Annotated in this window: 16 protein-coding genes; 7 read left to right on the forward strand and 9 right to left on the reverse strand. The window is 76.2% G+C overall.

The window, feature by feature from the left end:
• Nucleotides 1-29 precede the first annotated feature (29 nt).
• Complete coding sequence (locus tag ACP7CD_RS14670) at nt 30-791, reverse strand: DUF6544 family protein (RefSeq protein ID WP_126346611.1); 762 nt, start codon at nt 789-791, stop codon at nt 30-32.
• A gap of 360 nt (nt 792-1,151) precedes the next feature.
• Here ACP7CD_RS14670 and ACP7CD_RS14675 point away from each other — a divergent pair, with 360 nt between their 5' ends.
• Both ACP7CD_RS14675 and ACP7CD_RS14680 read left to right on the forward strand, forming a co-directional pair.
• Nucleotides 1,152-1,385 carry a hypothetical protein gene (locus ACP7CD_RS14675; RefSeq protein ID WP_017834706.1) on the forward strand — a complete coding sequence of 78 codons (234 nt, stop codon included), beginning with the start codon at nt 1,152-1,154 and terminating at the stop codon, nt 1,383-1,385.
• Nucleotides 1,386-1,665: 280 nt separating this feature from the next.
• Nucleotides 1,666-2,901: an FG-GAP repeat domain-containing protein gene (locus tag ACP7CD_RS14680; RefSeq protein WP_126346612.1), complete on the forward strand. Its 1,236-nt coding sequence runs from the start codon at nt 1,666-1,668 to the stop codon at nt 2,899-2,901.
• 43 nt (nt 2,902-2,944) lie between these two features.
• On the opposite strand, the gene ACP7CD_RS14685 is transcribed toward ACP7CD_RS14680, so the two are convergent.
• The 5 genes from ACP7CD_RS14685 to ACP7CD_RS14705 form a co-directional block, all read right to left on the reverse strand.
• A complete protein-coding gene (locus ACP7CD_RS14685) occupies nt 2,945-3,961 on the reverse strand; it encodes a DNA topoisomerase IB (protein ID WP_052132701.1) in 1,017 nt (338 codons plus the stop codon).
• A 93-nt stretch (nt 3,962-4,054) separates the two neighbouring features.
• Complete coding sequence (locus ACP7CD_RS14690; protein WP_109221383.1) at nt 4,055-5,167, reverse strand: hypothetical protein; 1,113 nt, start codon at nt 5,165-5,167, stop codon at nt 4,055-4,057.
• Between the two features lie 91 nt (nt 5,168-5,258).
• Complete coding sequence (locus tag ACP7CD_RS14695) at nt 5,259-7,658, reverse strand: GNAT family N-acetyltransferase (RefSeq protein ID WP_426120522.1); 2,400 nt, start codon at nt 7,656-7,658, stop codon at nt 5,259-5,261.
• Nucleotides 7,655-9,013 (reverse strand): lysine N(6)-hydroxylase/L-ornithine N(5)-oxygenase family protein, encoded by a 1,359-nt coding sequence (locus ACP7CD_RS14700; RefSeq protein WP_251356034.1) that lies wholly within the window; start codon nt 9,011-9,013, stop codon nt 7,655-7,657. The genes ACP7CD_RS14695 and ACP7CD_RS14700 overlap by 4 nt, the downstream gene beginning before the upstream one ends.
• Nucleotides 9,013-10,482 (reverse strand): pyridoxal phosphate-dependent decarboxylase family protein, encoded by a 1,470-nt coding sequence (locus tag ACP7CD_RS14705; RefSeq protein WP_426120523.1) that lies wholly within the window; start codon nt 10,480-10,482, stop codon nt 9,013-9,015. The genes ACP7CD_RS14700 and ACP7CD_RS14705 overlap by 1 nt, the downstream gene beginning before the upstream one ends.
• A gap of 213 nt (nt 10,483-10,695) precedes the next feature.
• On the opposite strand from ACP7CD_RS14705, the gene ACP7CD_RS14710 reads away from it, so the two are divergent.
• Genes ACP7CD_RS14710 through ACP7CD_RS14730 form a run of 5 tightly spaced genes read left to right on the forward strand, consistent with a single transcriptional unit; the run spans nt 10,696 to nt 15,994 of the window.
• Complete coding sequence (locus ACP7CD_RS14710) at nt 10,696-11,802, forward strand: iron-siderophore ABC transporter substrate-binding protein (RefSeq protein ID WP_373419185.1); 1,107 nt, start codon at nt 10,696-10,698, stop codon at nt 11,800-11,802.
• A gap of 13 nt (nt 11,803-11,815) precedes the next feature.
• On the forward strand, nt 11,816-12,907 hold the full coding sequence (locus tag ACP7CD_RS14715; protein WP_426120524.1) for a FecCD family ABC transporter permease: 1,092 nt from the start codon (nt 11,816-11,818) through the stop codon (nt 12,905-12,907).
• Nucleotides 12,904-13,983, forward strand: coding sequence for a FecCD family ABC transporter permease (locus ACP7CD_RS14720; protein WP_426120525.1), 1,080 nt, complete (start codon nt 12,904-12,906; stop codon nt 13,981-13,983). Before ACP7CD_RS14715 ends, ACP7CD_RS14720 begins: the two co-directional genes overlap by 4 nt.
• A complete protein-coding gene (locus tag ACP7CD_RS14725; protein ID WP_017834696.1) occupies nt 13,980-14,945 on the forward strand; it encodes an ABC transporter ATP-binding protein in 966 nt (321 codons plus the stop codon). Before ACP7CD_RS14720 ends, ACP7CD_RS14725 begins: the two co-directional genes overlap by 4 nt.
• Nucleotides 14,942-15,994, forward strand: a complete 1,053-nt coding sequence (locus ACP7CD_RS14730) for a siderophore-interacting protein (protein ID WP_426120526.1) — start codon at nt 14,942-14,944, stop codon at nt 15,992-15,994. Before ACP7CD_RS14725 ends, ACP7CD_RS14730 begins: the two co-directional genes overlap by 4 nt.
• A 54-nt stretch (nt 15,995-16,048) precedes the next feature.
• On the opposite strand, the gene ACP7CD_RS14735 is transcribed toward ACP7CD_RS14730, so the two are convergent.
• From ACP7CD_RS14735 to ACP7CD_RS14745, 3 genes are all read right to left on the reverse strand, one after another.
• Nucleotides 16,049-17,224, reverse strand: coding sequence for a DUF418 domain-containing protein (locus ACP7CD_RS14735; protein ID WP_035923391.1), 1,176 nt, complete (start codon nt 17,222-17,224; stop codon nt 16,049-16,051).
• 119 nt (nt 17,225-17,343) lie between these two features.
• Entirely contained in the window at nt 17,344-18,525 is a 1,182-nt protein-coding gene (locus ACP7CD_RS14740; protein ID WP_126349750.1) for a glycosyl hydrolase family 8, read from the reverse strand.
• Nucleotides 18,526-18,715: 190 nt separating this feature from the next.
• Entirely contained in the window at nt 18,716-19,891 is a 1,176-nt protein-coding gene (locus tag ACP7CD_RS14745) for a PQQ-dependent sugar dehydrogenase (RefSeq protein ID WP_035923394.1), read from the reverse strand.
• Between the last annotated feature and the right edge of the window lie 60 nt (nt 19,892-19,951).

Raw genomic sequence — 19,951 nt, forward strand, 5'->3', positions numbered from 1 at the left:
TTCGGGGAGTCCCGTCCCGGGAGGGCCGCTCAGCGGAACCGGACGCCCTCGATCCGCGCCCGGAAGAACTCGCCCTCGGCCTGCCGGTCGGTGCCCCGGGCCCAGCCGGCGCGCAGGACGGTGGCCACGCGCACGCCGGCGAGATCGGCCTCCTCGGAGAACGCGACCCCGAAGGGGTGGCGGCCGTACCCGGTGCCGTCGGGGTCGCCCCACCGCTGCATGCTCAGCTCCCGGAGCCGGCCGTCCGGGTCGACCCGGATCAGGGCGTCCTCGCGCTCCCCGTCGAGGACCCAGGTCATGACGGCGGTGTCCGGGACGGGCCCCTCCGACCACGCGGCGGCCGGGCAGGCCGACGGCACGACGACCGCCTCGCCGGCGAGCCGCCCGGCGGCGCTGCGCGTGATGTCCGGTCCCGCGGCGGACAGCACGGGCACGAGGCCCAGCAGCCGCCACCGCAGCTCGCCCCCGCCGGGCCCGTACCGGTCGTAGCCCGCGACCGGCAGGCCGAGGACCCGGGTGCGGGCGGCCCAGACGAAGCCGATCCCGGGGGTGATGAGCTGCCGGGCGGAGAAGGGGCGCCACGCCCCGCCGAGCCGGATCTCGCCGCGCATCGACAGCTCCGCCGAGACCCACGCCGGGGTGCCGGGCGGCACGGCGTGCCCCAGCCAGCGGCGCGCGGGCTCGGGCAGGCCGGCGAACGCCGCGGTGTCCACCGGGGGCGGCACCGGGTGGCCCGGGCGCTCCAGGTCCGCCCAGTGCCGGCGGGCGCCGCGCGGCAACCGCCCGGTCACGGCTGGACCCCGAGCGGCACGGCGGCGGCCGCGCGGGCGCCCGGCCCCCGAACGGGGACGGGGACGGGAACGGACGGCGACAAGGTCCGGGACCGGGTCATGCCTCCCAGGCTAGACCGCCGGACCGGTGCCGGCCCCGCGGCGGACGCCGGAGCCCGCCGACGCCCTGAATCCTCGGTCGCACTCGGACACGGGACCCGTCGGTGGAGCAGGATGTCCCCATGCGCGTGCACCGGCGCCCGGGGCCCGCATGCCGGTCAGGCGTTGACTGCCGGCGGCGCCCGCACCAGCATGAGTGCCACGGGCCGCCCGCGGAGCGGCCGCCGGGACCCCGAGTCCCCGAGCACCGGGAGGACGACCATGACGCGCATCGGCACCAGGAGGAGCACCCGGTGGAAGGACCTCACGCCGGGGCAGCGGACCGCGCTGCTGACGCTGGCGTCCGTGCAGGTCTCACTGGCGGCCACCGCCTGGGCGGACCTCGCTCTGCGGCCCGCGGCGGAGGTCAACGGCGGCAAGGGGAAGTGGGCCGCGATCATCGCCGTCAACTTCGTGGGCCCGGTCCTGTACTTCCGCCGCGGCATCCGCCGCTGAGCGGCCCCGGGACGGGGACCCGGGCCTCCCGGTCACGGATCCGGGATAACGATTCAGCACGGCACGGAGAACACTTAGCGATCGCATACGCACGGATCTAGACTGGTCCCACCAGCAGTTCCGTCCGCTCGGCAGAGGGCGGTCACCGGTGGACCCACGGTCCCGGGACCCCGGCCGAGCGCACGGCCGATCGCCGGGCGGTGGGGGCCGACCGGCGTCCCACCCGCCGTCCGGCGCTCCGGACCGAGTTCTCCGCTCCACGGAACCTGGAGGTTCCACCATGAAACGCTCACCGACGGCCCGGCTGCTCACCGGGCTCTCCGCGGCGGCGCTGGCCACCACCGGCATCGCTCTCGCCGGACCGGCCCACGCCGTGTCCACCCAGGGGTTCCTCTCCTACGTCGACGGCTGGCGGGTCGGCCAGCACGTGCGCGAGCTCGCCGACGTCAACGGGGACGGCCGCGCCGACGTCGTGGCCTTCGGCGACCCCGGCGTCTTCGTCGCCCTGGGCCAGACCAACGGCACGTTCGCCGCGCCGGTGCTGAGGGTCCGCGACTTCGGCACCGCGCAGGGCTGGCGCACCGACCGGCACCCGCGCACGGTCGCCGACGTCGACGGCGACGGCCGGGACGATCTCGTCGGCTTCGGCAACGCCGGCGTGATCGTCTCCTACGCGCAGCCCGACGGCAGCTTCACCGCGCCGCAGCTCGAGGTCCGCGAGTTCGGCTGGAACCAGGGCTGGCGGGTCGACCAGCACGTCCGCGAGCTGGCCGACCTCTCCGGGAACGGGACGGCGGACATCGTCGGCTTCGGGTACTCCGGCGTGACCATCTCCCACGGCCGTGCGGACCGCACCTTCGACGGCACCGGCAAGCGGATCGACAGCTACGGCTGGGACCGCGGGTGGCGGATCGACAAGAACCCCCGGATGCTCGCCGACATGGACGGCAACGGGACGGCGGACATCGTGGGCTTCGGCGACGCCGGGACGTACGTCTCCTACTTCTCGGCGCTCGGGGACACGTTCACCCAGCCCGCCCTGGAGATCCGCGACTTCGGCTACGCCCAGGGGTGGCGCGTCGACCAGCACCCCCGGGTCGTCGGCAACGTCAGCGGTCACCTTCCCCCGGACGTGGTCGGCTTCGGCCACCGCGGGGCCCTCGCCGCCTACTCCCGGCCCTCCGCCCCGGGCGAGCCCAGGTACCAGCCGGTCTCGCTCGAGCTCGCCGACTTCGGCGCCGCGCAGGGCTGGCGCACCGACCGGCACCCCCGGGACCTCGCGGACATCAACGGCGACGGGATCCTGGACGTGGTCGGCTTCGGCAACGCGGGCGTGCTCGTGGCCTACGGGGACGACGACTTCCTGACCGGGCCCGAGCTGACGTCCGGCTCCTTCGGCTGGGCGGCCGGCTGGGACCCGGCGCGGTATCCGCGCCTGCTCGGGGACGTCGACGGCGACGGCCGCGACGACGTCGTCGGCTTCGGCTACTCGGCCACCTACGTGGGCCTGTCCTGAGCACGGGCCCGGGGCGGCCGCCCGGCCACCCCGGGCCCGCGGCTCAGGTGAGGAATCCGCGCAGGGACCGCTCCGCGGCCCGGTAGGTGGCGGCGTCGATGGTCTCGCCGTCCAGGAACCGGTCGATCACGCGCGGGTCCGTGTAGGAGCTGCGGGCGATGGCGGGGGTGTTGCCCAGGTGCTCGGCGACCTCCCGCATGGCGGCGGACACGGCCTTCTTCCGGGCGCTCTCGCTGGGGCGGGTGCCGGCGCGGGCGGCGAGCGCCATCGCGGCGGTCACCGTGCCCTGCCAGGTGCGGAAGTCCTTGGCGGTGAAGTCGGGGCCGCACCGGTCCCGCACGAAGTCGTTGAGGCGGGCGCTGGTGATGCCGGTCCACTGCCCGTCCTCGTCGCGGAACGCGAGCGCGGTCTCGTCCGGGCCGCGCTCCAGCAGGGGCGCGAGCGCGGCGGCGAGGTCGGCGTCCCGGAGGTCCAGCGTCCACCGGTGCCCGCTCTTGCCGGGGAAGTCGAGGTGCACGTCCCGGCCGTCCACCCGGACGTGCCGGACCAGCAGGGTGGTGACGCCGTAGGAGCCGTTCGACTGGGCGTACTCCTCGTTGCCGATGCGCAGGGCGGCCTCGTCCATGAGCCGGAAGGCCGCCGCGCAGGCCTTCTCCTCCGTGGCGCCCTCCGTCCGCAGCAGCCGGGTGACGGCCGGGCGGGCCTGCGGGAGCGTGTCGCCGAAGTCGAGGACGCGGTCGAACTTCTCGCGGTCCTTCAGCTCCCGCCACCGGGGGTGGTAGATGTACTGGCGCCGTCCGGCGCCGTCGACTCCCGTGGCCTGGATGTGCCCGTTGGGCTGGGGGCTGATCCACACGTCCTTCCAGGCCGGGGGGATCGCCAGCCCGCGGATCCGGTCGAGCTCGTCCCCGTCCTGGACCTTCGTGCCGTCGGCGTGCCGGTAGGCGAACCCCTTGCCGTACCCGCGGCGGGTGATCCCGGGACGGCTGCAGTTGCTGCGCCGCAGGCGCGGCGTGCGGGGCGTGCGGGGTTTCGCGGGGCTCTGCTGCGCGGCGGCCATGGTGTCCTCCCGGGTCGGCTCCGGGAGCACCCCGGGAACACCAAGTCTACTGACTGTCGGCGTCCGCGCGGACGAGGCCCGCGGCGGGTCCGGTCAGGGCTCCGAGCGGGTGTACGCCGCGGCGCGCACGGCGTCGTCGTCCTCCAGCCCGGCGCCGAGGGCCCCGCCCACGGTGGCGAGCGTGGCGGTCAGCCACGCGAGCTTGACGTACTCCACCGCCCCGGCCGGGGCGCCGATCACCGCCGCGAAGACTCCGCCGTCCACGAGCAGCAGCGCCCCGAGCCAGGACAGGGCGAAGACCGCGAGGTAGAAGACGGAGACGCCGATGGCCACGGTGGCGGCGGTGGCGAGGTTGAACAGGGCCACCTGCTCGCGCTCGGCCCGCCGGCGCGGGCGCTCCCACAGCCGGGCGCCGACGACGAGGGCACCGGTCACCGCGGCGATCGACAGCAGACCCAGCAGCCCGAGCCGCCAGGGCCCGTAGGCGGCGGCGAGCAGCCACAGGTCCGAGGCGACCAGGGTGAGCACGCCGGTCGCCGCGGCCAGGGCGAGCGTGCGGGACAGCCGCACCACCAGGGTCCACGGCCGGTTGGCGCGGATCATCCCGAGCAGCAGGCGCACGTTGCCGCCGAGGACGCGGGCCGTGAACTGCACGGCGTTGTCCTCGGGCCGGTCCTCCAGGTTTTCCGACCGCTGCCGCGCCCGCCGCACGAGCTCCTCCTGCGCGTCGGCGTCGTCCGCGTCCTCCGTGTCGTGGCCGAGCAGGTGGCCGACCACCCGCACGGTCGTCTGCCGCACCTTCTGCCCCACGTGCAGCGCGCCGAGGGCCGGGACGGCGACCAGGCCCACGCCGTGCACGGGGCTCAGCTGCGTGAGCACCGGGCTGCGGCCGTCCTTGAGCGGGACGTCCGTGAGGACCACGACGAGGTCCCAGTCCTCGTCCAGCATCCGGTCGCGAGCGGCCTCGAGCAGGTCCAGGCCGTCGGCGGGCGGGACGACCAGCCGGTCGGTCACCGCCGCCACCCGCCAGCGCACCCCGGGATAGCGCGCGTGCAGCGGCCCCGGCAGGGAGGCCGCGAGGTCCCGGGGCAGGGCGCCCGCGATCTGGGGGGAGAGGACGAGGCCGACCAGCAGCTCGGGCACGGAGTCGTGGGCGGGCTCGTGGCCGGGGGTGGGGTCGGCGGTGGCGGAACGGTCGTCGGGCACCGCTCAATCCTGGGGCAGGCCCCGGGGAAACGCCACTCGGGGTCCGGGCGGGCGGGGCCCCGCCCGGGCCCCGAGTGGGGCCGCGTCGTGCTCAGTGCACGGGCATCCGCCCGGCCACCGGGTTCTCCAGGGTCCCGGCGTACTGCAGGGACGCCGCCTGGTCGGTCAGGTCGACCATCTGCAGGGTGTTGAGCAGCTGCAGCCGGTTGAGGCAGGAGTGCTCGAACCGGGGCGCGAAGAGCGGCACGCGGTCCGCGCCGGCCGGGTCGGCGTCGGCGACGTCCTGGAGGCACCGCGCCGCGAGGTCCCAGAACTCGTCCGCGGCCAGCAGCCCGTCGGCCTCGAGCAGGCCCGCGAGGTGCCGCAGCACGCCGTCGAACACGTCCGTGTGCACGGACAGCGCCGCCGTGGCGGGCGGCACCACGTGGCGGATCCGCTCGAGGCCCTCCGGGAGGGGCCGGTCCGTGACGACGGCGACCTCCTCGCCGATGTCCTTCATGACCGCCCGCCGCGGGACGTGCCCGTCCAGCACGAGGACGACGTTCTCGCCGTGCGGCATGAACACGAGGTCGTGGGTGAGCAGGCACCGGGCCACCGGGGCGAGGTACACGGCGAGCAGCCGCCGCACCCACTCCGCGGCGTCCAGCCCGGACGCGCGCACGTGCACGGAGACCAGCGGCGTGCCGCCGGCGTCGACGTGCAGCAGGGACGCGAGGGTCACGAGCCGCTCCCCGTCCGCGAGCCGGGGCACGGGGCTCTCCCGCCACAGCGCCGCGAGCATCTTGGTGTGCGGGCCCTCCTCCCCGTGGCCGGAGGCGGCGGCGCGGTGGTACGCGTCCCCGGTGTAGCCGACCGCGGCCACCTCCCGCAGGACCGAGAACCCGGCCTCCGCGAGCACCGGGTCGGCCGCGACGACGTCGGCGACCCAGTCGTTGATCGCGGGGGTGTCGCGCATGTACCGGGGGGAGAGCCCCCGGAGGAAGCCCATGTTCTGCACGGCCAGGGCGGTCTTCACGTAGTGCCGGTCGGGACGGGAGACGTTGAAGAACGTGCGGATCGACTGCTGCGCCCGGTGCTCGTCCCCGGTGGTGCCCAGCAGCACGAGGTCCCGGCGGGCGAGGTCGGGGGCGAACGTCACCGCGATCCGGTGCTCCCACTGGTGGGGGTGCACCGGCAGGGGACGGTAGTCCTCCGGGTCCAGGCCCAGACCGGTCAGCCGGGCCCGGAAGCGGGACCGCACGGCCGGGTCCAGCTCGCCGGCCCACAGCTGCTCCTCGGTGCGGCCGCGCCCGGTGTCGAGGCGGCTGAGCTCCCGGCGGACGGCGAGCCACACGAGGCGCACCGGACGGGCGGCCTCGGGGGCGAAGCGGTCGTGCTCGGTGACGCCCATCCCGATCCGGCCGTTGTTGGCCACGAAGCCCGGGTGCCCCTCGGTCATCGCCGCCTCGACGTCCTGGAAGCCCGCCTCCGCGAGCGCGGCCGAGGGCCGGGTCCGGTGCACCAGCTTGTACGCGGCCGAGGCGAGGGTCCCGGCGATCTCCTCGAGGTAGGTCGCCAGCAGGTGCGGGGGGATGCCGAGCGCGGGGGCCAGCTCCGTGACCAGCGCCTGGGCGTCCGGCTCGGCGTCCGCGCCGTCCACGGAACGGCGCAGCGAGCCCTCGTCCAGCACCCAGTGCTCCAGGGCGGTGCGCCGGGCGCGGAACCGGTAGCGGACCCGGTCCCCGCCGGTGCGGACCTCGTAGAGCCCCTCCCCCACGGGCTCGGGGGCGATCAGCCGTTCGTGGGCGAACTCGGCCAGGGCCTTGCAGCACAGGTGGCGGTGGGCGATCCGCATCGGGTGCAGGCCGAGGTGGGCGGGCCCGTCGTCGGCCTCCTCCCCGGGGACCACGGCCGGGACCACGGCCGGGACCACGGCGGCCGCGGGGCCCAGCTCGGAGGCCGCGAACCCCTCGGGGGTGCACGTGCTGAGCAGGGCGGTCTTGCCCGGCAGCTCGAGCGGGCCGTGGACCTCGAAGCCGGCGCGGGCGTTGAGCCGGTGGACGGCGGTGTTGCGGACGTCGGGCTCGACGACGACGCGCCGGGCCCCGCGCGCCTCGAAGAGCCAGCGCAGCGTGGCGGCCATGAGGGCGGCGCTCGTGCCCGGCACGGGGGTCCGTGCGGGGGCGAGGAGCAGGTGCATCCCCACGTCGCCGGGCCGGTGCGCGTAGTGGCCGGGGAGGAGCACCGCGCCGGGGTCGTAGGTCTCGACGAGCCCGAGCGGGACCCCGTCGAGGCGGGCCAGCCACGCGTCGCGGTGCGGGTCCTCGGCGACGGCTGCGAAGGTGCGCCGGACGCGCTCGGGGTCGGCGTCGAGCAGGTCCCAGAACCGGGACCGGGGGTGGGTGAGCCAGGCGTGCAGGAGCTCGACGGTGGTCGCGTCCGGGACGAGCGGCTCGAGGGTCAGGACGCCGCCGGGGGTGGCGAGACGGGCGGGCGCGGGGCGGGCGGTCATGCGGTCTCCTGGGGGATGTCGCGGGGGATGTCGCGGGGGACGTCACGGGGGACGTCCTGGGCGGCGCCCCGGGGGACGCCGAAGGTCTGGAAGGCGATGGCGGGCTCGACCGGGTAGACCTCCCGGCCCGTGACGGCCCGGAGGATGACGCTGTTGCGGTAGGCGCCCATGCCGAGGTCGGGGGAGGTCAGGCCGTGGGTGTGCACCTCGGCGTTCTGCACCCAGATCCGGGAGCGCTCGTGGTCGACCGCGTAGTCGCGGGAGACGTCGTAGCGGCCGGCGGGGTCCCACGCGATGTCGTCGAGGACCGGGGCCAGGAAGCCGGGCACCTCGGCGCGGTATCCGGTGGCCAGCACCAGGGCGCCGGTGGGGTGCCGCCAGCCGCGCTCGAGCTCGTCGTCGTGCAGGGCCAGAACCAGGTCGCGGCCGTCCTGCTCGACACCCGTGAGGGTGGTGCTCGTGGTCAGCAGGCCGGCGGGGTGCCCGTGCACCGAGCGGCGGTAGAGCAGCTCGTGGATGTCGTTCACCAGCTCCGCGCTGATCCCCTTGTAGAGGCTGGCGTGCTCGCGGTTGAGCCGGTCCCGCCGGTCCGCGCCGAGGCCGTGGAAGTGGTCCACGTACTCGGGGGAGGTCAGCTCGAGGGTGAGCTTCGTGTACTCCATGGGGAAGAACCGCGGGGAGCGGGTGATCCAGTCCACCCGCGGGCCGTCGGCGCCGGAGCGCTCGAGCAGGTCGCGGTAGACCTCGGCGGCGGACTGGCCGCTGCCGAGCACGGTGACGCTCCCCCGCCCGAGCAGCTCCTCGCGCCGGGGCAGGTAGTCGCTGGTGTGCAGGACGGTGCCGGCGGCGGGATCCACGCCCGCGGGCACTGCGGGCACCGTGCCGACGCCGAGGACCAGCCGGCGGGTCCGCCACTGCTCCGTCTCGGCGGCCGTCCGGGCCGTGACCACGTAGGCGTCGTCGGCGGGGTCGCGCTCGACGCCGACGACCTCCCGGCCCCAGCGCAGGCTGCCGAGCTGCTCGCTCGCCCACCGGCAGTAGGCGCTGTACTCGGCGCGCAGCGGGTTGAAGTCCTCCCGGATGTAGAACGGGTACAGCCGTCCGGTCCGCTTGAGGTAGTGGAGGAAGGAGTAGGGGGAGGTGGGGTCGGCCAGGGTGACGAGGTCGGCGAGGAACGGGACCTGGATCGTGGCGTCCTCGAGCATCAGCCCGGGGTGCCAGTCGAAGGCGTCCTTCGCGTCGAGGAACACCGCGTCGAGGTCCTCCAGCGGTGCGGCGAGGCAGGCCAGGCCCAGGTTGAAGGGGCCGATCCCGATGCCCAGCAGGTCGTGGACGTGCCCGTTCGCGGGGGCCATCAGCGGGCCCCCGCCGCGGCCTCGAGCGGGCGGGGCGCGGCACCGCGGACGGCGGCCCGGACGAGGTCCAGCACGCCCCGGACGTCCTCGGTGGTCGTCGCCGGGTTGAGGAGCGTGAGCTTCAGGCACCGGCGGCCGTCGAGGACGGTCGAGGCGACCGCGGCGCGGCCGGAGTCGAACAGCGCGCTCCGCACGGTCTCCACGAGCCGGTCCGCGGCGTCGTCGTCGGCGTCCGGGGACCGGTGCCGGAACAGGACGGTCGAGAGCACGGGCTCGGCCACCAGCTCCAGGTCGGGGGTCTCGTCCACGATCCGGCCCGCCTCCTGGGCGAGCTCCAGCACCCGGTCGAGGGCGCGGCCGATCCCCTCGGCGCCGACGGTGCGCAGGGTCATCCACAGCTTCAGGGCGTCGAAGCGGCGGGTGGTCTGCAGGGACTTGTCCACGAGGTTGGGCCGCGCCGCGTGCCGGGGGTTCAGGTACTCGGCGCTCCACGTGGAGAAGCGCAGGCTCCGCCCCTCCCGCAGCAGCAGGGCGGAGGCGGCGACCGGCTGGAACCAGGACTTGTGGAAGTCCACGGTGACGGAGTCCGCCCGTTCGATCCCGTCCAGCCGGTGGCGGTGGGCGGGCGAGACGAGCAGGCCGCCGCCGTAGGCGGCGTCGACGTGCAGCCAGACGCCGTGGGCGGAGCACGCCCGGGCGACGTCGGCCAGGGGGTCGATCGCCCCGAGGTCCGTGGTGCCGGCCGTGGCCACGACCGCGGCGACCTCCGCGCCGGACGCGGCGACCTCGTGCAGGACGCGCTCGAGGGCGACCGGGTCCAGGGCCCCGCCCCGCGCGGCGGGCACGGGCACGACCGCGTCCGCGGACAGGCCCAGCAGGTGCGCCGCCTTCGCGATGCTGAAGTGGGCGTGCTCCCCCGCCACGATCCGCAGCCGCCCGAGCCGCTCCCCGCGGGACGCCGGGTGCGCCCGGGACAGGCGCTCCTCCCGGGCCGTGAACAGCGCCTGGAGGTTGGACTGGGTGCCGCCGGTGGTGAACACGCCGTCCGGCTCGCCCGCGGCGGGGAAGCCGATCCGCGCGGCGGTCCAGTCCACGATCCGCTGCTCGACCAGGGTGGCGGTGGTGCTCTGGTCCCAGGTCTCGACCGCCGTGTTCACCGCGGCGGTGAGCGCCTCGGCGGCCACCGCCGGGATGGCCACGGGACAGTTGAGGTGGGCCATGTAGCCCGGGGCGTGGAAGTGCACGGCGTGGTCGAGGTAGAGCCGCCGGGTCTCCTCGACCACGGCGCCGAGGTCCCCGAGGGGCCGCTCGAGGTCCACCGCGGCGACCAGCTCCTCGAGCTCCTCGGGCGTGGCGGCGGAGCGGGGGCTCCGGGCGCCGGCGAGGTGGACGGCGAGCACGTCGACGGTCTCGTGCAGGGCGCGGGCGTACTGCGCCGGGGTGTCGTGGGTCAGCAGGAAGTCGTGCATGGGCTCCTCGCAGGGGGTGGACGGGGCCGCTCGGGCCCCTCGTGGAGTTAGGCAAGGCATACCTAACCACATCGGCGGAGCGATTACATCATGCTCGTGTTGCGTATTCGCCGGATCACGCCCTAGGGTGATCCCTGTCTTCCGGGTTAGGCAACCCTTGCCTCACCTCGCGTCCCACCGACGGTTCCGCCGTCGACGTCCGAAAGGGTGGCCGTGGCCTCTCTGCTCCCCCGCGCTCCGCGCCCGCTGTTCCCCGCCCCGTCCGCCGCGCGCCGCCGCGTCCTCGCCCCGTCCGCCCTGCTGGCCGCGGGGGCCCTGGTCCTGACCGGGTGCTCCACCGGACCGGCGGGCGGGGAGTCCGGGAGCGGGTCCGCCTCTGCGGAGGGCGCCACCGGCGAGTTCCCGCGCACCGTGGAGCACGCCTTCGGCGAGACCACGATCGAGGAGGCCCCCGAGCGCGTGGCCACGGTGTCCTGGGTCAACCACGACGTCGCCACCGCCCTCGGCGTGGTCCCGGTCGGGGTGCCCGCCCTGGACTTCGGCGCCAACGAGAACGGCTCCACGGACTGGTTCGACGCCGCGCTCGAGGAGTCCGGCGCCGAGGCCCCGGAGACCTACGCCGAGACGGACGGCATCAACTTCGAGGCGATCGCCGCGCTCCAGCCGGACGTCATCCTGGGCGCCTACTCCGGGCTGACGCAGGAGGACTACGACAAGCTCTCCGAGATCGCGCCCGTGGTCGGCTTCCCCGAGGACGCCGTGGCCTACGGGACGTCCTGGCAGGACTCCACCGAGCTCATCGGCCAGGCCCTGGGCCGGGAGGAGCGGGCCGCCGAGGTCGTGGCGGACGTCGAGCAGCAGATCGAGGACGCCGCCGCCGAGCACCCGGAGCTCGAGGGCACGTCCTTCGTGTACGGCACGCTCGACCCGTCCGCGGCCGACCAGATCTTCGCCTACACCGCGGTGGACAACCGCCCCAAGTTCCTCGAGTCCCTCGGCATGGTCCAGTCCGAGGCGGTCGCGGAGGCCGCCGAGGGCAAGGAGGACGAGTTCTTCATCACCTGGTCCCCGGAGCGCGCCGACGAGCTGACCTCCGACGTCTTCGTCAGCTGGGCCGAGGACGACAGCGTGCGGGAGGCCATCGAGAACGACCCCCTGCTCAGCCGCGTCCCCGCGGTCGAGAACGACGCCCTGGTGCTCCAGAGCGACCAGCAGGAGGTGCTCTCGGTCTCGGCCGCCTCCCCGCTGAGCATCCCGTGGGCGCTCGAGAACGTGCTGCCGGACATCGCCGAGGCCGCCGCGTCCGCCGGCGGCCGGTGAGACCGCGGTCCCGGTGAGCAGCTCGAGCACGGTCTCCCCCGCCCGGGCCACCCGGCAGGTCCCCGGCACCGCGCAGCGGCGCCGGGGTCTCGCCCTGTCCGCGGCCGTGCTGCTGCTGGCCCTCGCCGCCGCGGCCTCCCTGTTCTGGGGGGCCCGCTCGGTGGACCCGGCCACCGTGGTCGCCGTGCTCACCGGCCTGCCCGCCGCGCTCCTGGAGGGCGGCTGGGCGCAGGTCTCCGCCGGCCTGGGCATCGACGCCGCCGTGGTGCAGAGCAGGATCCCCCGCACCCTGACCGCGGTGCTCGCGGGGGCGGCCCTGGCCGTGACCGGCGCCGGCATGCAGGGGGTCAGCCGCAACCCGCTGGGCGACCCCGGGCTCCTGGGGCTGACCGCCGGCGCCGCGTGCGCGGTGGTTCTCGGCATCGGCTGGCTCGGCCTCGTGGCCACGTGGCAGCTCACCGCTCTGGCCCTCGCCGGCTCGGCCGTGGCCGCGGTGCTCGTCTTCGGCTCCTCCCGGCTCGGCGGCGGCGCCCCGACCCCCGCGGGCCTGGTCCTCTCCGGCGCGGCCGTGAACGCCGGCTTCACCGCGCTGACCTCCTCCGTGGTGCTGATGCTGCCCGCGGTCCTGGACCGCTTCCGGTTCTGGAGCATCGGCTCGGTCGCCCGCGCCGAGACCACCGATCTCGCCGCCGTGGCGCCGCTCGTGCTGCTCGGCGTGCTCCTCGTGCTCGGCGGCTCCTCGGGGCTCAACGCCATGGCCCTGGGCGACGAGCTCGCCCACGGACTGGGCGTGGACCTGGGCGTGCAGCGCGTCCTCGTCTTCGTGGGCGTGGTCCTGCTCTCCGGCTCGGCCACGGCGCTCGCGGGCCCCATCGCCTTCGTGGGCCTGCTCGTGCCCCACGCCGTGCGCCGTCTCCTCGGCGGCGACTACCGCTGGATCGTCCTGTTCAGCGTGGTCCTGGGCCCCGTGCTGCTCCTCTCGGCCGACGTCCTGGGCCGGGTGCTGACCCCGCCCCAGGAGATCCACGTGGGCGTCACCACCGTGGTGCTGGGCGTGCCCGTGCTGCTGGCGCTGCTGCGCCGGGGCCGGAGCGTGACGCTGTGACCGGCACCGTGCTCGCCCCCGCGCCCGCCGCCCCCGCGGATTCCGGCGCCACCGAGCTCGTCCGGGGCGTCCGCCGCGACCGGACCCGCCGCACCCGCCGGGCGGTCGCCCTGCTGGCCCTGGCGCTGCTCGCGGCCCTGGCCGTGCGCGTGCTGCTCGGGCGCTACACCGTGACGGTCCCCGACTTCTTCGCGATCCTCGCCGGGGAGCAGATCCCCGGGGCGAGCTTCATCGTGCTGCAGGAGAAGCTGCCGCGCGCCGTGCTGGGCGCGCTCGCCGGGACCGCCCTCGGCTGCTCCGGCGCCCTGTTCCGCCGGGTGCTCCGCAACCCCCTGGCCAGCCCCGACATCCTGGGCATCACCTACGGCGCCGCGGCGGGAGCCGTGGCCGGCACCGCGCTGTGGGGTCTGCGGGGCACGGCCGTGTCCTGGACCGCCCTGGCCGGGGCGCTGCTCGCCGCGGCCCTCATCGCCACCGCCTCGGTGCGGCTGCGCACCGGGGGGATCGTGGGCGAGCGCTTCCTGCTCGCCGGCATCGGCGTGGCCGCGCTCGCCCAGGCCCTCACCGCGGCCCTGCTGGCACGGCTGTCCCTGAACTCCGCCCAGGACGCCGCCCTCTGGACCGCGGGCTCCCTCAACGCCGCCACGTGGGACCGGATCACGGTCCTCGGGGCGTGCCTGCTGCTGGCCGTGCCCGCGGCCGTGGCCGTGCACCGCGCGCTCGAGCCCGCCGAGCTCGGCCCGGAGCTGGCGGCCGGGCTCGGGGCGCGCCCGGCGCGCAGCCGGGCCCTCGCCCTGGGCCTGGGCGTGCTGCTGGCCGCCGTGGCCACGGCCGCGACCGGCCCGCTCGCCTTCGTGGCGCTCATGTCCACCCCGGTGGCCACCGCCCTGACCCGCGGGCGGACCTCGATCGTGGCGTGCGCCCTCGTGGGCGCCGTGGTCGTGGTGGTTGCCGACGCCGTCGGCGCGGGCCTGGTGGCGCAGGTGCAGCTGCCGGCCGGTGTGGTCACGGGCGCCGTGGGCGCCCCCGTGATGCTGTGGCTGCTCGTGCGGCAGCGGAGAGGAGCCCTGGCATGAGCCCCGAGCTGCGCGACGACGTGCGCCCCGGCCTGCGCCCCGTGGAGGAGCCCGTGGCGGACCCCGGGGCCGGCGTCCCCGCGTTCCGGATGCGCGGCCTGTCCCTGGGCTACCAGGACCGCACCGTGGTGCGGGAGGTGGACCTCGACATCCCGCACGGGGCCACCACCGTGCTCATCGGCGCCAACGGCTGCGGCAAGACCACGCTGCTCAAGGGCCTGTCCCGGCAGCTGCGCCCGCTCGCCGGCACGCTCGAGGCGGACGGCCGCGGCGTGCGCGAGTGGCACGCCCGCCAGTACGCCCGCTCGGTCAGCCTCCTGCCGCAGTCGCCCGTGGTCCCGGAGGGCCTGACCGTCGCCGAGCTCGTGGAGCGCGGACGGCACCCGCACCGCCGGTGGTGGGGCGCCCCCTCCCCCGACGACGACGCGGCCGTGGCCCGGGCGATGGAGCTCACCGAGCTCACGGCCCTGGCCGCGCGGCCCGTGGAGGAGCTCTCCGGCGGGCAGCGCCAGCGGGTCTGGATCGCCCTGACCCTGGCCCAGCGCGCCCGCACGATGCTCCTCGACGAGCCCACCTCCTACCTCGATCTGGCGCACCAGGTGGACCTGCTGGACATGCTCCGGGGGCTGGAGCACCCGGACGGGCCGGGTGCCGGCCGGGCCACCGTCGTCGCCGTCCTGCACGAGCTGAACCTGGCCGCGCGCGTGGCCGACCGGCTCGTGGCGATGGCCGCGGGACGGATCGTGGCCGTGGGCACGCCCGCCGAGGTGCTCACCCCCGAGCTGCTGGCCGAGGTCTTCGGGCTCCGGGCGGACGTCGCGCGGGACCCCGTGGGCGGCCGGCCCGTCGTCCTGCCCCGCGGGCGGGCCCGCGAGGGCTCCCACCCCGTACCGCCCGCCGCACCCGTGGCCCTGGAGCCCGCGCCCCGGGCCGCCGCCGAGATCGGAAGGACCCTGCCGTGACCGTCATCCCCACCCCCGAGGCCACCGGTGCCCGCGCGGACCCCGTGCTGTGCGTCGAGGCCGCCGTGACGTCCGTGACCCAGCTGTGCCCGTCCTTCCGCCGGATCACCCTGGCGGGCCCGGAGCTCGCCGGCCTGTCCCCCGCGCTCATCGGGGCCGGGGGCCGGACCCGGTGCCGGGACGCCTACATCAAGCTGCTGGTCCCGCCGCCCGGGCGCGAGCCCGAGCGGGCGGACCTGTCACTGGGGCTGCGGGAGGGCTGGTTCGCCCGGCCCGCCGAGGAGCGCGGGTGGATGCGCACCTACACCGTGCGCGGCGTCCGGCGCACCACGTTCTGCGGGATGGTGGTCCCGGAGCTCGTGATCGACGTGGTGGTGCACGGCGGGCACGCCCAGGACGGCCCGGGCAGCCGGTGGGCGGCCGCAGTGTCCCCCGGCGAGCGCGTGTACCTGCTCGGACCCGGTCCCCAGGAGCGGCCCTGGGCGGCGTGGGACCACGGCGGCGCCCAGCGCGTGCTCGCCGTCGGGGATGAGACCGCCGCCCCGGCCCTGATGTCCGTCGCGGAGGAGTTCACGGACGCCCACCACGGGCTGCCCGCCGGCGGGACCCGCCCCCGCCTCGACGTGGTGCTGGAGGTCCCGCACCCCGAGGACGTCGCCGCCCACTGCCTGCCGGCGGACCTGCCGGACGTCCGGCTGCACGTCCTGCCGCGCGCCGGGGGCGCCGAGCCGGCCGGGCACGGGCACCGGGCCGCGGTGCGCCTCGCGCGCCTGCTCGAGCTGCCCGGCGGAGCCGTGGACGACGTCCTGGCGGGCCGCCGCCCGCAGCGCGGCCGCGGGGCGCCCGCCCTGGCGGACGCGGAGAACGCCGCGGAGCCCCGGGCCTGGTCGGTGGCCGCTCCCGCGCGCGCCGACGCCCCCTATGTGTTCCTCGCCGGCGAGTCCGGCACCGTCAAGGCGCTGCGCCGGCTGTGCGTCGACGCCGCGGGCATCCCCAAGGAGCACGTCTCCTTCATGGGCTACTGGCGGCAGGGGCAGGCGGAGTCCTGAGCGGCCGCGCGCCGGGCCGCCCGGCCGCCGGAGCCGACGCCGGGGTCCGAGGTCTCAGCTCTGGCGGGCCACGGCCGCAGGGGCCCGGCGCGCGCCGGCGGCGCGCGCTGTGAGCTCCTCCAGCGGGCCGCGCGGGAAGCGCCGCAGCCACAGGTGCGCGAAGACCAGCACGGCGGCGCACACCAGCAGCCAGCCGAGCACCGTGGCGGGCAGCCGGTGCTGGGCCGCGGCCACGGCCAGGCCCGCGCCCCAGCCGTAGAACAGCGCCGAGGCCAGGAGGTTCTGCAGCAGGTAGCAGCTCAGGGCGGTCCGGCCGACCTCTGCCAGCCTCCGTGCGGCCCAGGACGGCGGCTGTCCGGGGCGACGCACACCGAGGTGGGCCACGAGGGCCAGCAGACCCAGCGCCACGACCGGGGCGGTGGTGTAGCGGGCGAAGAAGGCACCGGCCTGACCGCCCAGGACGTTCAGGCCGAGGTCCACGGGCAGGGCGGCCCCCAGGCCCAGGACCATGAGCCGCCGCCGCCACCGGCCCCCGTCCGGGACGAGGAGACCGGCCCGCCACAGGAACCGCCCGGCCAGGAACATGACCACTCCCAGTCCGAGGATCAGGACGGGTTCGGCGCGGAACAGGACGACGGCGTCCAGCCGCAGCAGCACGAGCTCCCACCACGTGCCGTCGGCGTAGGGGTTCGGCCGGGCCAGGGCCTCGGCCGGGTCCCCGGCGGGGACGACGAGGAGGACGGCCGTCAGCGCGCCGATCACCGCGACGTGCGCGGCGGCGCACGCCAGGACGACGCCGCGCTGCACCCGCTCCGAGGTGGTCACCAGCCACGCCACGACCATCCCCGTGAGCGCGTAGCCCATCAGGACGTCGAACTCGATGATCAGCAGGTAGTTGAGCAGCCCGTCCAGGAACAGGATCCCCGCCCGCACCCGGTAGGACCGGGGCCACGCGAGTCCGCGCCGCCGGGCGGAGGCGTGCTGGACGGCGAGGCCGATCCCGAAGAGGAGCATCAGCAGGCCCAGGAACTTGCCGTTGGCCGCGGCCATCAGCAGCGCCTGGGCAGCGCGCGCCGCTCCGCCGGCGGTGCCGGCCAGCGGATCGGTCAGGTAGCCGAGGAAGCCGCCCTGGTGGCTGAAGATCCAGATGTTGGTGGCGAGCGTGCCGAGGATCGCGAGACCGCGGGCCACGTCGAGGGCCGCGATGCGGGAGGGGGCGGGAGCGGGCATGGGTCCACTCTGCCCGGCCCCGGCACGCGGCGGATCCGCCCCGGGGCGGAGCCCGGCGGGGCGGCGGTCCGCCGTCGACCGGGCTGGGGGCGACGCGCCGGACGGCGGTCCGCGCCGGCTCAGGGGTGGAGGGCGTAGGCGCGGGAGACGCTCACCATGGACAGCAGTTGGATCGAGCTGGAGTAGTAGGACGTGAACTCCGTGCGGGCCGCCAGACAGCGGCCCAGGGCGTCGAGCCAGGCCTGGTCGCCGCCCCAGCGGGCACCCACGAGCAGGGGCGCGATGAACGCGAGGTCCTGGTAGCCCCCGCCCGGCAGCGTCGCTCCGTCCAGGGTGAAGCCGGAGGGCAGCCGGGCAGGATCACCGCCGCACTTCGTCCGCGCCCAGCCGGAGATGCGGGCCGCGGCGGCCCGGGCCTCCGGGTGCCGGGACGCCCCCAGCCGCAGCGGGACGCGGCACGAGTTGTAGTAGTAGTGCCGGTCGTGGCCGGATTCCAGGGTGTGGGCCGGGGCGGGGGCGATGGTCGAGGCGGAGCCCACGGTGAAGTCCGGGAGCAGGCCGGTGCGCGGAGCGTGGACCGACTGCAGGCGCCGGACCGCGGCCAGGTGCCGCCCCCAGACGGCCGCCCAGCTCACGTCCCCCGTGGCGCGGTGGAACGCCCCGAAGTGCCCGATCATCCAGTCGCTCGGGCGCGAGACGTTCTGCCAGGCCCCGTTGGACCAGTCCCCGAGCTCGACGAGCCCGGTGGTGGGGGAGATCAGGGAGCGCTTGATCGCGGCGATGCGGGTCAGGGCCAGCCGCCGGTAGTCGTACGTCCCCCCGGAGCCCCACCGCTGGTGCGCCATCAGCCACCCCATGGCGAGGTCCAGGTCGCCGTCGGTGGCGCTGTCCCGGCCGTGGTGGGAGACCATGCGGTCGTCCTGCTCGGCGGCGTGCAGGCCCGGGTCGATCCGGGAGGGGTGGTCCAGGACGTAGCGGGTGATCCCGTCGACGTAGCCGCGGGCCCGGGGGTCGAGGGGCGCCAGCTGGGCGCTGAGTATCAGCCCGTACCCCTGCCCCTCCGCGACGTAGGGGTTGGCCCCGTTCTGGGCATCGGCACGGACGGCCCACCAGCCGCGGGCCGCGTCGTGCCGCAGCAGCGACGTCCAGTCGGCCCACAGCGTGCGGATCGCGGCGTCCAGCTGCCGCTGCGTCGTGCTGCTCGGGCTGAGCGTGGTTCCTGCCTGTGCGGGGGTCGTCGGGGCGGCGACGGGGACAGTCGCGAGGGCGGCGCCCAGCGCGAGAAGGGTGCGGCGGTGCATGGGGGAACTCCCTGGGCCCGAGAGGGGGGGGGTGGGGGTGCGGGAGGGGGATCGTGACGAGGTCGGGGGCCGCGTCACCGGGGGGACCGTTCCGCGGGGGCCGTTCGGGGGACGGTGTCAGGCGCCAGTCAACCGGAGCCGCCCGGCGGGCGGGCGGCACGGGCGCCCTCCGGCGTGTCGTGCGCCCCGCTCAGGAGTCGCCGGCGCTCGCCGTGACGCGCAGGACGGCGTCGTCGTCGCCGTTGGAGGTGGTGACCCACAGCGCGCCCTCGTCGTCGAGGGTCAGCGAGCGCAGCCGGCCGTAGTCGTTCTCCAGCTCCGCCATGCGGGTCAGCCCGGTGACCGCGGTGTCCTCGACCCGGTAGACCCCCACGCCGGTGTTCTTCAGCTCCGCGACCGCCAGGGCGCCCTCCCACGCCCCCCACTGGTCCCCCTCGAGGAAGGCGGCCCCGCTGAGGGCGACCGTCGGGCGCCCGGAGGACCACGCGGCCGGGAGCGCGTCCGGGAACTCCTCGAGATCGGTCATGGGCACGGACTCGTCGTAGCCGGGCGCCGGGTCCCACCCGTAGTTGGCGCCGGGCTCCAGGACGTTGATCTCGTCGTCGGTGCCGGGGCCGTGCTCCGCCGACCACACCGTGCCCGTCCCGGGCTGCACCGCCAGGCCCTGGACGTTGCGGTGGCCCAGGGTGTGGACGGCGGCCCCGGGCCCGTCCCGGTCGGCGAACGGGTTGTCCTCCGGGACCGTGCCGTCGGGGTGCAGCCGCAGCGTCTTGCCCCCGAGCGAGTCGGGGTCCTGCGGGTTCGCGCCCTGCGCGGCGTCCCCGGTGCCCACGAGGAGCGTGCCGTCCGGGACGAAGCGCAGCCGGCAGCCGCTGTGCCGGCCGGAGCTGATGGGCAGGCCGTCGACGACCGTCCCGGTGCGCTCGGCCGCCGCGGCGCCCTCGTCGAGCCGCCAGCGGGTGACCCGCACGTCCTGCGGCAGGCCGTCCCCGGTGCGCGTCGCGTGGCACAGGAAGATCTCCCGGGTCCGCCCGAAGTCCGGGGAGACCTCCAGGCCCATCAGCCCGGCCTCGCTGCCCACGAACAGGTCGTCCAGGTCGGCCGCGACCTCCCGCGTGCCCTGCTCGTCGTGGGCCAGCAGCCGGCCGCCCCGCTCGGTGACCAGCACGGTCCCCTCCGGGGTGCGGGCCACGTCCCACGCGAGCTCGAGCTCGTCCACGACGACCTCGACGTCGAGGGCGGGGGCGTCCGCCGGGGCGCCCAGGCGCTCGCCGGTGGCCACGGTCCCGCCGCCCTCCGGGGCGCAGGCGCTCAGCAGCAGCACGAGCACGGACAGCGTGCTCACGATCCCCCCGCGGATGTCCATGGTGGCAATCTACTCCGGTCGCCGCCGGGCCGGACCCGTAGGATCGGGGCATCCTGCCCC

This window comes from Kocuria sp. LHG3120, from assembly GCF_049897445.1.
GTDB lineage: Bacteria > Actinomycetota > Actinomycetes > Actinomycetales > Micrococcaceae > Kocuria > Kocuria rosea.